A 12,380-nucleotide genomic window follows, 5' to 3' on the forward strand; every position below is an offset into this window, starting at 1 on the left:
CTCAGCCCTCCACCACCCAGGTGTCCTTGGTTCCGCCGCCTTGCGACGAGTTGACGATCAACGACCCTTCGCGCAACGCCACGCGCGTGAGGCCACCGGGTACCAGGCGGGTCTCCTTGCCCGACAGCACGAACGGGCGCAGGTCGATATGCCGGGGGGCGATGCCGTTTTCGACAAATGTCGGGCAGGTGGACAGGCTCAGGGTCGGTTGGGCGATATAGGCGTGGGGACGCGCCTTGATGCGTTGGCGGAAGTCCTCGATCTCAGCCGCCGTGGAAGCGGGGCCGACCAACATGCCGTAGCCGCCGGAGCCCTGGGTTTCCTTGACCACCAGTTCCGGCAGGTGGGCCAGCACATGGGACAGCTCATCCGGCTTGCGGCACTGAAACGTCGGCACGTTTTGCAGGACCGGTTCTTCGTCCAGGTAGAAGCGGATCATTTCCGGCACGTAGGGGTAGATCGACTTGTCGTCCGCGACGCCGGTGCCGATGGCGTTGGCCAGCACCACGTTGCCGGCGCAGTAGGCCGCGACCAGGCCGGGCACGCCGAGCATCGATTCCGGGTTGAACGCCAGCGGGTCGAGGAACGCGTCGTCGATACGGCGGTAGATCACGTCCACGGCCTTGGGGCCGTCGGTGGTACGCATGAACACCTTGAGATCCTGCACGAACAGGTCGGCGCCTTCCACCAACTCCACACCCATTTCCCGGGCCAGGAACGCATGCTCGAAAAATGCGCTGTTAAAGCGCCCCGGCGTCAGCACCACCACATTGGGGTTGTCCAGGCGGCTGGCGCTTTTCAGGGTTTTGAGCAGCAGGTTGGGGTAGTGGTCCACTGGCGCGATGCGCTGTTTGGCGAACACTTCGGGGAACAGGCGCATCATCATCTTGCGGTCTTCGAGCATATAGCTCACACCGCTGGGCGTGCGCAGGTTGTCTTCGAGCACGTAGTAGGTGCCGTCGCCATCGCGCACCAGGTCCACCCCGGAAATATGCGAGTAGATGTCGCGGTGCAGGTCGAGGCCGACCATCGCCTTCTGGTAACCCTCGTTGCCCAGCACCTGGTCCGCCGGAATGATCCCGGCCTTGATGATGCGCTGGTCGTGGTAGATATCGGCAAGGAACATGTTCAGCGCAGTGACGCGCTGGATACAGCCACGCTCGATGATGCTCCATTCACTGGCAGGGATGCTGCGCGGGATGATGTCGAAGGGGATCAGGCGCTCGGTGTCCTGCTCGTCGCCATACAAGGTGAAGGTGATCCCGGCGCGGTGGAACAACAGGTCGGCTTCGCGGCGACGCTGGTCCAGCAGTTCTGGCGGCGTATTGGCCAGCCAGCGGGAGAATTCCTGATAGTGCGCGCGGCATACACCGTGTGCGTCATTCATTTCATCAAAGAAAGATCGAGCCATTCCAGTACCTTGTCAGTGCCGAGGGAAGCGCGGGGGGCACTGCCGCTTTGAAAAACGCATTTTTTATGAGCCCGTGGCGCAGGGTGCCATCGGGCCAGGTCCTTACTTTCTTATGGGGTCGGCTCTGGGTCGGGGGTAACGAATGCTCCTGTATCCGGGCATGGCGGGTGAACGATGAATGGATTAAGCAATGCCTGTGCCGAAACCGGCAAAGCGTCTCTATTCCCTTGTGGCGAGCGCGTTTGCTCGCCACCAGGGAACGGCGCGCGCACTACAACGGTGCATACGCGAACTTGAACGTCTCTGAATGCCCGGCCAGGGATTCATCGGAACTTTAACGACCCGCGCAGGGCCTCATCTTGACGCAGGCCACGTTCTTCAAAAGAGCTACGCTATGTCAAGGCGATCAGAGGAGACGGTCATGTCAAAAGATTCGGAAGAAGACCTCAACGACCCCGGCAACGAAGACCCGGGGTCGCTGATGGATGATGCAGAAGTGCCGCTCAAGGAACCGGATAACGCCGCGGACCCTGGCAGCGGTGAACATCAAGACTGATTGTTCATACCTTGCCAGCGTTGGCCGGCTGCCGGTATGAGCATTAGTTGATCATGTTCCTATCCAGGAGTGTTCGGCGCCAATCTTTATCTGGAGTTGGTGAAGAAGTGATAGGTAGTGCTCCTTCATCTTTTTTATCTGATTACCCAGCAGGTCCGGCGGAGTAATACCCTTGCTCGCATAATATTGGCGCGCTTCACGTTCAATATCGACTATCGGTCCGGATGAGACCAGCTTACCGTCGACAATCTTCGATTCTTTAGCCAACCCATCGAGGCCCAGATGGTACATGTCAGGTCTTTTTGACTGGAGCACGTCATCAAACATTGTTGGGCCTACCGTCTCGAAAATCTTACTTTCGTAGGTGCGAAATTCAGAGGTGTATTGGATTTCCCCTCCGGGCCCTCTGGTGACGGTGGGGCGGTTGCTTTCAAAGTAAGCTTTGTTAGCGGAAAATCGCTTGTTCATCTCCGCGATCATATCGTTAATAACCGGATTGCCAGGCTGTGTCGCAAAGTTACTGGTGTTGTAGAAGGGTTTGTAGTCCGTAATAGTATGGGCGACGGGTCTGTTAAGCAGAATGTCGCTGGAGCCCGCCTTCAATGCGGTAGCGCCAATATTGACTGGAATCGCATCATCGGTGTCGAGGTAAATGCCTCCGTATTTATTCATCAGTGGGTAACGGGCGACATCCGAAGTGGCGGCGAGATTTTTACCTTGCCCCTGTCGAAAATAGTTGTACATTTCAGTGTCTTTCAATTGTTTGAAAAAATCGTCCTCGTGCAGATTCATGACGCTTAGGCCAGGCGCTTGAGTGTGCAATTTGCTTTTGATTTTTTCAAACATCGCCGGGCTGTCCGCATCTACATGGATAATGGATTTATACCCAGGTGCATTGGCAGAGTTGTTGGCGATGTTTTCTATCAGGTTCGGCGGAATGTCACTGCCGGCCCAAAAATAGTGAATCTGTTTGGGGATAGGATGAGCATCTTTTGGAACCCGTAAAATTGTCGGAGGGGAAACATCAACGTATTTAAACGCGCGGGCATCGACTTTTTTTGCGTGTTTAAACTCACTAAACGTTCCCCGTTGCCATTTTCCTTTGCCACTCCTCCAGAAGTAGTCCTGGTCTTGGGCACCGCTTGCTGGTTTGAGGTTGCTGGATTTCCACGTACCGGCATAGATGTTGAAGGTGACATCATGTTCTACGCCCTTGTGGTTCAGCGAATAGGGGCGTGTCGGGTTTCCCGTCAGGTGGATATCGTCCAGCGGGATTAAGTAGGTATTTTCTCCGGGGTTCCAGGGGTTGCCGCCCGCGCCCCCCAGGAGGCGGTCGGTTCTGGAGAGCGGTTCCCATCCGGAAAGCCCCAGATCCCTGACCGGTAGGTCAGGCCCCGTGCGCGTCGGATGCCGGATAACTCGCTGGCCATCCTTGAGGTGTGACTCATAAAACTTATCATCGATTTTTACATATTCTTTTTTACTGCGACCCACGTACACATTGGACTGTAAGCCTTTTGTCGATAACTCTTGGGGCGCAATGTACTTGACCTCATAGCCCAACAAATCGGCGTCCATCGACCTCACGTCACCATTGGCCGCGACCCGGCTCGGTTTGAAATCTGTCAGCGGCGGGCCGAAGGCACGTTTATTGATCGCGTCGTAGCGATGCCAATTACCTTGAAACAAAACCACGTTACCTTCGACCGTCTCTTGCCCCACGCTGAATGTGCCGGTTGCTGCCACGCCGTGCTGCTGACTGGCGGTCTTCACCACATCATTACTGCCGATCGAGTGCAGGCTATTGGGGTCATTCAACCTCGGCGTGTCAACGCTGAAATTGTCCAACGGCCTGCCGTATGCCTGCTTCGCGAGCGGATCGTAGGCGTACCACTTATTGGTCGCCTCATCGAATTTGCCCAGCGCTTTGCTTTCGCGTGTGCCATTAGCTGTTTTGAGTGTGCCTTCGGCGACGTCGGTTTTTTTCGCCAATTCAAGTAGATCGACACCTCGGTAAGAGCCGCGCAGATGTTTGACCCCCTTGATCGCTGTGCTGACGCCTCGATGCAGGCCGTTCGCCACGCCACGAACCAGGTCGGCAACCCCGTCCAATGGATTGAGTGCGCCCACGGTCGCGCGCCCTATAATCTTGGCGACCTGACCAACCTTGGCAACTGTCGATGCGCCGGCCGCCGCGACTTTCGCGCCTTTTGCCGCGGCTCCCAAGCCGACGGCGAAACCAAAGATATCGAAGGCAAGATCGACAACGCCCCCACCAACATTGCCGTTGGTAAAATTAACAATGGCTGACCGTAACGGGATCAGGTTGAGCGCGATCTCCTCAACGGTCTCATGCAGCGGTACTTCAGAGTCAAAGGTGGTTCTGCCCTTGGCGTACTTCTCCACCGCAGGCAAGTTGATATCCTCTACCAATGCATCAACGATGTATTGGGTTCTAGCGCTACTGAAACTATTGGGTGCGCCTTGTGCATCTTTGTTTTCATGGGTTATCCCCGCTGCATAGTGACCTGCGGGTTTTACCTCATCAAAACGTTTGCCTGCTTTTATAGAATGAACCGTCGGCTCATAGTCCCGATAAGTCTTGTCCGGCAGCTTGGTCACCGTCCCTTTTAGTCGGTCGATTTCATAGCTCATGCGCTGGCCATTGCGCTCGGTCTCGACCAGCAGAACACCGTCTGAAACACGCCTGGGCTGATCGGCGCGGTGGAACGACATTTCTTTGCGGATTGTTATTTTGCCAAACTCCAGATTCTGCCGATCCTCCAGCGGCTGTTTCGAAATAAGGTGCTTGAGCTGCGCGGCGGTCGTTTTTTTGACGGCACTGGAGTAATCCGAGAACGTCTCGTTGAATATCTCCGTCGGGCGCGGTAGTTCGTTAAGCCGTTCCAGCACATCGCTAATGCTGAACCCGTCCGAGGAGGACACCCATGCGCTGGGACGACCGTCCGGCCGCAGAGTGACGCCGCCAAATGTCAGTAGGTTCACGAAACCACGGCCCGCTTCCCCCCAATTATCCGCTGAGTCCGGTGCGCCTTTGAGTCCTCGACCATCGATATACATGTCCAGTATCGAGTAAGGCCCGGGGAAGTGTCGGTTGGAAGGCTGCAGGGTGATAGTTTTTTCTTCGAACAGTTCCGGGTCGACGTGAGGCAGCGCTACTTTTAACTGTTCCAGCGCAATGCCCCTCGTCGTCGGCATTTGCCCGATGTGCGTTTGCGCAGCCTCTCTCAACTCTCGAATCTGCGCGCTGTAGGCCTCGCGGGCAGTCGTCATTGAGGCATCCGTCGACGGGTAATCCATACCGTTGGCAACGCTCCAGTGTTTGATTGCGTCGGTCTGGGCGACATATTCGACAGTGCGTTCGTCGTCAGAGATCGGCGCAACGCTGGCTTCGAGCATAACGTCGGCGTAGCTCATCGACGCCGTGTTTCCTGGCGCTTTCGCTTCGATTCGGGCAACCGCCGTGGCAAGACTGACCCAGCTGTGGGTGCCCACGACGACGCCTTCCGGGATGTCCTTGATCAGGAATTCCGGTGCCCGGCTGGCCAGTAACAGGTGAGCCTGAATCGTGGCTTTTTCCGGGGATGAGGCTTTGCCTTTGGCGACCAGGTGATCCTCCAGCTCCTTGACAACCGTCGACGGTGATTTGCCCGAGTTCTCCGCCGAGACCAGCCGATAGCCTTCAATTTGACCAGGGGCTTGGTGATCGACGTCGTCGCCAGAGACGCTGGCGCTTTCGCTGTTCAGGGCCGTGAGCAGCCAGTCAGAAGCACTGCCTTTGACACCCCGCGTCTCGAACGCAGTTTGAATGGCCTCACCCAGCGCCTTGCCTCTGGGCGATGTGATCCAGGTATCGATCAGCCGTCGCGGGTTACTCTGTTCCGCCGCGGAAATTGTCCTGCCGCTCAGCAGGTAGTCCAGGACATTTTTTGACGGTCCTAAGTCAATATCGCCAATTTTGCCCGTACCAATATCTGCCTTCAGCTGTTGCAGGTCTCCCTGATCCAGCGGCACAGGCCAAGCCAGCGCTCCGCCGAGGTTACCGTGTGCCGGCATCTTGGGCGCTGGGGTTGAGAGGGCGGTTGCGAGGTTCTCCAGCTGTTCGTGATGGGTGGGAATATGCCAGCCATGATCTTCCAGGAATTGCACGAGGCTGACCCTGTTCGATTGGCTAGCACTGATGGGTTGGTAGGTGCTCGGGGAAGACAGAGAGAGCGTCCGCTTCTTCAATTCGCCCGGGATTTGCTCGGGATTGCGGATGTCCACGGACTTTGCCAGGTGCCGCAGCTCGTTGATGGCCTCATGCCGATTCAGCACATCGCCCACCGTGGCTTCCTGTTTTTGGAGCGCGTCCGCGCTACGCGATTCAATCAAGCCTGCCGCGCTGCTCGGGTCGAGAGGTGAAAAACCTTGGTCCCGGTCGAGCTCTTCAGCGCGCCTGCGCATCGCCGGCCCTGTAAGGTCTTGCCGCTCTTGATAAAACCGCCCCACCATAAACCAAGGTGCGGATTCACTGAGATCACTTGCCGGCGGCGTGAAGGCCGTATCCTCGTGGCCCGCGTTGATCACACGCGCGGCCTGGAGGATGGGGCCGCTGATCGCGCCCCAGCGCCTGTCGTCTTGCCCGACGGTATGCAGTTTCTGTTCGGGATCAACCGAAGGCTTGAGCTTGAAGGTGATCGTTCCCGATTCCGGTTTGAGTGTTATCGACTCAGCATTAATACCTTTGTCACGCATCCACTGAACGACGTCAGGTGATCGAAAGGCGGCACGCAACTGCCCCCACCACCGACCGAATGAGGAATCGGCAGGTATCGGGCGGATGTTGATATTGCTCTCGCGATTGGCCGCCAGCAGCAACGCAGTACTGTATTCGGCCGCCAATGCGCGATCGCCTTCGGTACGAGCGTCGCCTGCCGACTCGGTGGGGGCAGGGGCTTCGCGTTTGTGTCTGGCGAGTGGCAGGTGGGATAGGGCGAATGGCTGGGGTTGTGCGGTGATGTGCGTGGAAACACTGGTCATGAGGTCTGTCGCCTGAGGTTACGAGATGACGCCAGGGGGGCAGTGCCCGTGGCATTAACCGTGTGTAGCGACAGAAGCGGTCTTGATTCCTTCGTTCAGCCAAAACACCGTTACCTGGTATTGCGCAGTGCCAGGCGCAGGTGCGGTTCACCCTGCTTACAGGCGTTCGCGCAACAGACGTTTTCGGTTCGGTATGAATACACTCAAACGAGTGTATGGAAGGCAAGGGCGGCGCGCCGCCCTTTTACCGTGCTGCTACTCAGAGCTTCACGCTGCTGATCACTTGGGTAGCGTCATCCGGATTGGTGACGGTGTGGAAGCCCAACGCGTTGGTCAACTCACGCAACGGGGTGTTGCTCGCTTCATCCACGGTGTACATCGACGTGAAGTTGTTTGCTTTCGCCGCGGTCATCAGGTGTTGCATCAAAATGTGCCCAAGTCCCAGGTGCTGCCAAGGGTCCGCCACGGTGACCGCGCATTCGCATTCGTGCTCTTTGGCCGCGGCATAGCGCGCAACGCCGATTTCGATCAGTTTGCCGTTGTCATGCACCAGGGCAATAAACGCCACGCGTTGCTGATTGTCGACATCCATCAATTGATCGAGCAGGGTCTTGCCGGGCTCGTTGATTTCGCCGAGGAAGCGCGCGTGCCGGGACTCGCGGGACAAGCTCTTGATGAAGTTATATTCGCGGTCCCGGTCTTCGATTCTCAGCGGGCGCACCAGCACATGGCGGCCGTCATTGAGCTTATCGATCCAGTGCGGTTCCGGGCTTGTTTTATAGGCGATGGCGGCTTGTCTGTTGTGCTCTTCGACGGTAAGCATGGTGTGAGCTCCGAGGTTTGGGGGCGACAGGAGCGGCCCCCTGTTGCTTCGGTTCTACGCCTTTGCCGACAGATAAAGCTGATTTGGATCAGATGAGGCCCTGTTACTCGGGACCATGCCGATGACAGCCGGATATGAACGTCTTGAGTTTCGCCAGGTCGAGAATCTCGACATTGCGCGCGCTGATATGCACCAGGCCCAGTTTGCGTAACTGCGCAATGCTGCGGCACACCGTCTCCAGGCGCAGGCCCAGATAAGAGCCGATCTCTTCTCGTCTCATGCGTAATATAAAAGATCGCGATGAATAACCACGCGTACTCATACGCATTGATATATTCAATACAAATGCACAAAGCCGCTCATCGGCGTTCATATTACCCATTTGCAATAACATACCGTGATCACGCACAATTTCGCGGCTCATGATTTTGTTCAAGTTATGTTGCAACGACGGTATTTGACCGGCCAGTCGCTCCAGTTGGTTGAAGTGCAGAGGGCACACTTCGCTGTCTTCCAGCGCAATCGCGTTGCAGGCATGGGTGTCGGCACTGATGGCGTCGAGGCCGAGCATTTCCCCGGCCATCTGGAACCCGGTGACTTGCTCGCGACCATCCATGGACAGTATGCAGGTCTTGAAGAACCCGGTACGCACGGCGTAAAGCGAGCGTAACGGATCGGCGGTGCGATACAGCGAAGCGCCTTTTTTGACTTTAACGCGTTGTGGAATCAATGTGTCCAGGCGACCCACTTCGATCTCGGTCAAACCCAGGGGTAAACACAACTCTAAAACGCTGCAGCTCGCGCAGGTTGTTTTTAAATGTTGGACTTGTACAAGAACTGGAGTTGACTTCATCACAAAAGCCTCTTGCACACACACATATATATTCCTCCTACTTAACATCCAAATATTGGAGAAAGATAGGTGCAAGTTTTATATATTTGAACCGCTGATCGCTTTTGAGTGTAATGGGCCTCGCTATGCCACCCTAATGAATGTCTTTGACATGCTCCTCGCTGCGAATTAGCAGCGAGGGTGTGCATATGATCGCGGTACTCAGTCGAGCACTTCCGGTTTAACCATCCACACGCTGCAAGGCATTTTGTACAGCAGCGTTTCGGCGGTACTGCCGAGCAGGCGCGATAGGCCGCGATGACCGACGCGGCCCATGACGATCACATCGACGTTGTAGGCATCGGCATAGCTGGACAGCACTTTCGCCGGGTTACCCAAGATCATATGGCGCTGCGCTGGCGGAATACCGTTGCGCGCGGCCAAATCATTGAAGGCCTGCCCCTGTTCGTCGAACAACCGTTTGGCGGCCACCGAAGAGAAGAACCCGGCACCGCTGCCGAATCCATACTCCTGAGCGCCGAGATCGGACAGGTCATGGGCATAAATCACCTCGACCTCGGCATCGCAGGCTGTCGCCAGTTTGACGGCTTCATGCAGGATGCGGTCGTTAAGGCTGTCGTAGTGCTCGTCGTGATGGAACGGGTCGACGGCCGCCACGATCTTGCGCGGTAACGCATGGGGCGCACCGCTGACAAAATGCAGTGGCACCGGGCATTCGCGAATCAGATGGACGTCCAGCGGCGTAAACATCAAGCGCGACAGCAGGGACTCATGCTCCAGCGCCTTGATCACCACGGCCATGGGCTCTTCCTTAAGACGAATCAGAATCTCCTGCAGCGGGCGCTCCACCCACGCCACTTCGGTGGTGACGGTCAGGCCGAGGTTGCGCAAGGGCCTGGCCTGATCCTCCAGCCACTGATGATGGCGCTCTACATAGCCAATTCGCATCTGTTCCAGGGCCTGCTCGTTGACCAGGCCGGCGGTAGCCAGGCCTTCCAGGTAATCGAAGGCGAGGATGTGCAGCGCGGCGCCTTCAGCCTTGGCCAGGGCGGCGGCCCGGTCGAAGGCGGGGCTGTGTTCCATCAGTGGCGAAACCAGCAGTAAGAAACGTGCTTGAGCAGACATGGGCAATCTCCCTTGGGTAACCAGCAGATAGCATCGGGCAATGATACTTACTCTAGATCATGGCGCCGGGCGCCGGCGCCGGTTTGACTTGCATCAAGTCGCCTTGAGCCAGGGCACGCTCAGCGACATCCGGCCGGGTGTCTCGATCAATCAGAGGATTGTTGATAATGATCAACCCCCGTGTTGTCATCGCGGTGCAGTCTGGATGTCATTCAGGCTTTTCCAGACGCAGGAGGTCACGCCGTGGCAACCATGAGAGCAGCTGTCTTCGTTGAAAAAAACCGCATCGTCCTCGACGACAAACCCATCCCCGAAGTCGGCCCGCTGGACGCGTTGGTGCGTATCACCACCACGACCATCTGCGGCACCGACGTGCATATCCTGCGCGGTGAGTACCCGGTGGCTAAAGGGCTGACCGTGGGCCATGAACCGGTGGGCGTGATCGAGCGGCTGGGCTCCCAGGTGCGTGGTTTCGTTGAGGGGCAGCGGGTGATCGCCGGCGCCATCACGCCCAGCGGGCAGAGTTATGCCTGCCTGTGCGGCTGCGGCTCCCAGGACGGCCCCGACACCCGGCATGGCTTTCGCGCGGCCGGCGGCTGGAAGTTCGGCAATACCATCGACGGCTGCCAGGCCGAATACGTGCTGGTCCCCGATGCGCTGGCCAACCTGTGCCCGATTCCCGATGGGCTGAGCGACGAACAAGTGCTCATGTGCCCGGACATCATGTCCACCGGCTTTTCCGGCGCCGAGCGCGGTGAGGTGACCATCGGCGACACCGTCGCGGTCTTCGCCCTCGGGCCGATCGGCCTGTGCGCGGTGGCGGGCGCCCGGCTCAAAGGCGCGTCGATGATCATCGGTGTCGATGGCGTCAGCGAGCGCATGAACGTCGCCCGCAGCCTGGGCGCCACCCATATCGTCGACTTCAAGAAAGGCAATGTGGTCGAGCAGATCATGACCATCACCGACGGCCGTGGGGTCGATGTGGCGATCGAGGCCCTGGGCACCCAGGGTACGTTCGAGTCGGCATTGCGCGTGCTGCGTCCGGGAGGGCGGGTCTCCAGCCTGGGGGTCTACTCCAGCGACCTGCGCATTCCCTACGACGCGTTCAGCGCGGGCTTGGGGGATTACAGCATCGTGTCGACCCTGTGCCCTGGCGGCAAGGAACGCATGCGCCGTTTGCTCGCCGTGGTGGCCAGCGGCGGGGTGGATCTGTCGCCCCTGGTGACGCACCGTTTCAAGCTCGACGATATCGAGGCCGCCTATGAGCTGTTTGCCCATCAGCGCGACGGTGTCATGAAGGTCGCGATCACGCCCTGAAGGCGCCTGTAAATGACGCAAACCCTCGGGCTGGCCGGTGCCGCCGCGGCGCTGGGCATCGGCATGCTGATCGGCCTTGAGCGCGAACGCCACAAGGGCCAGGGCGAGTTGCGCGCGTTTGCCGGTTTGCGCACCTATTCGATTACCGCGTTATTGGGCTACGTCTCGCAGCAAGTCGGTGGTGGCCTGTTGCTGGGCCTGATCGCCGGGTGTCTGGCTGTGATCGTCAGTACCGCTTACTGGAAGAGCCGGGACAACGACCCGGGGATCACCAGTGAAGTGGCGTTGCTCACGGTGCTGCTGCTGGGCGCCTGGTGTGGGGTCGCTCCCGAACTGGCCACGGCCGTCGGCGTGGTGGTGGCCGGCCTGCTGGCCTATCGCGACAAGTTGCACAACTTTGCTCGCAGTCAATTGACCGATGTGGAAATGCGCGACGGCCTGTTGCTGTTGGTCGTTGCGCTGGTGGTCCTGCCGTTGGCGCCGGATCGCTTTATCGGCCCCTACGGCGCGCTGAACCCGCGCACCATCTGCACGCTGACGGTGTTGTTGATGGCGGTCGGCGCGGTGGGGCATGTGGCGGTGCGCGCGCTGGGACCACGTTATGGCTACGTCGTGAGCGCCATTGCTTCGGGGTTCGCCTCCAGTACCGTGACCGTTGCTGCCATGGGCCAGATGGTCGCCAAAGAGCCGGAGCACCTGCGCATCCTCGCGGCGGCGGCCATTTTCTCGAATATTGCGACGGTGGCCCAGGTGGCGCTGATCCTCGGCACCGTGGAGCCGGCGCTGCTGTCGCAGATGGCCTGGCCGCTGCTCGCCGGGTTTGCCACCACCGCGTTGTACGGTGTGTGCCTGATGTGGCACGCGCCGACGGCGGCGGCCAGCCAAACCATCAAGGTGGGCGGCGCGTTCGACCTCAAGCTGGCGCTGATCATGGTCGTGACCCTGACCGGCATTACCTTCTTGTCGTCGCTGATGCTCCATCACTTCGGCCAGGTCGGCGTGATATTGACTGCCACCCTGAGTGGCTTTGCCGATGCCCACGCGTCCATCGCCTCGATCGCGGCCCTGGCCACCAGCGGCCAGTTGTCCCTGGGGGCCGCGTCCATCCCGGTGTTGCTCGCGGTCAGTTGCAACGCGCTGAGCAAGTGCGTGGTGGCCGGGGTCAGCGGCGGTCGTTACTTCGCGGTGTATGTGATCGTCGGCCAGGTCTTGCTGGTCGGCGCGATGTGGCTGGTCACATGGGCCGGCTGAT

At 58.6% G+C, this 12,380-nt stretch carries 8 protein-coding genes; 3 read left to right on the forward strand and 5 right to left on the reverse strand.

Features of this window, described 5'->3' with window-relative positions:
• Nucleotide 1: 1 nt before the first annotated feature.
• Entirely contained in the window at nucleotides 2-1,411 is a 1,410-nt protein-coding gene (locus ACP7E3_RS13130; RefSeq protein WP_426123304.1) for a circularly permuted type 2 ATP-grasp protein, read from the reverse strand.
• A gap of 421 nt (nucleotides 1,412-1,832) precedes the next feature.
• Between ACP7E3_RS13130 and ACP7E3_RS13135 the strand changes: the two genes are divergently transcribed.
• A complete protein-coding gene (locus tag ACP7E3_RS13135; protein WP_426123306.1) occupies nucleotides 1,833-1,967 on the forward strand; it encodes a hypothetical protein in 135 nt (44 codons plus the stop codon).
• A gap of 51 nt (nucleotides 1,968-2,018) precedes the next feature.
• Here ACP7E3_RS13135 and ACP7E3_RS13140 read toward each other — a convergent pair whose 3' ends face one another.
• The 4 genes from ACP7E3_RS13140 to ACP7E3_RS13155 form a co-directional block, all read right to left on the reverse strand.
• Nucleotides 2,019-7,010, reverse strand: a complete 4,992-nt coding sequence (locus tag ACP7E3_RS13140) for a glycosyltransferase family 32 protein (protein ID WP_201022225.1) — start codon at nucleotides 7,008-7,010, stop codon at nucleotides 2,019-2,021.
• Nucleotides 7,011-7,269: 259 nt separating this feature from the next.
• Nucleotides 7,270-7,833: a GNAT family N-acetyltransferase gene (locus ACP7E3_RS13145; protein ID WP_046383356.1), complete on the reverse strand. Its 564-nt coding sequence runs from the start codon at nucleotides 7,831-7,833 to the stop codon at nucleotides 7,270-7,272.
• A gap of 103 nt (nucleotides 7,834-7,936) precedes the next feature.
• Nucleotides 7,937-8,686, reverse strand: a complete 750-nt coding sequence (locus ACP7E3_RS13150) for a helix-turn-helix domain-containing protein (RefSeq protein ID WP_046383357.1) — start codon at nucleotides 8,684-8,686, stop codon at nucleotides 7,937-7,939.
• A gap of 201 nt (nucleotides 8,687-8,887) precedes the next feature.
• The gene (locus ACP7E3_RS13155; protein WP_046383358.1) at nucleotides 8,888-9,811 is read right to left on the reverse strand and encodes a universal stress protein; all 924 of its coding nucleotides are present in this window, start codon (nucleotides 9,809-9,811) and stop codon (nucleotides 8,888-8,890) included.
• A 243-nt stretch (nucleotides 9,812-10,054) separates the two neighbouring features.
• Between ACP7E3_RS13155 and ACP7E3_RS13160 the strand changes: the two genes are divergently transcribed.
• Together ACP7E3_RS13160 and ACP7E3_RS13165 are read left to right on the forward strand one after the other, a co-directional pair.
• Nucleotides 10,055-11,128, forward strand: a complete 1,074-nt coding sequence (locus ACP7E3_RS13160; RefSeq protein WP_090234857.1) for an NAD(P)-dependent alcohol dehydrogenase — start codon at nucleotides 10,055-10,057, stop codon at nucleotides 11,126-11,128.
• Between the two features lie 12 nt (nucleotides 11,129-11,140).
• Nucleotides 11,141-12,379 (forward strand): MgtC/SapB family protein, encoded by a 1,239-nt coding sequence (locus tag ACP7E3_RS13165; protein WP_057004068.1) that lies wholly within the window; start codon nucleotides 11,141-11,143, stop codon nucleotides 12,377-12,379.
• Nucleotide 12,380 lies beyond the last annotated feature (1 nt).

It is taken from the genome of Pseudomonas sp. PSPC2-3 (assembly GCF_049898265.1).
Taxonomy (GTDB): Bacteria; Pseudomonadota; Gammaproteobacteria; order Pseudomonadales; family Pseudomonadaceae; genus Aquipseudomonas; species Aquipseudomonas veronii.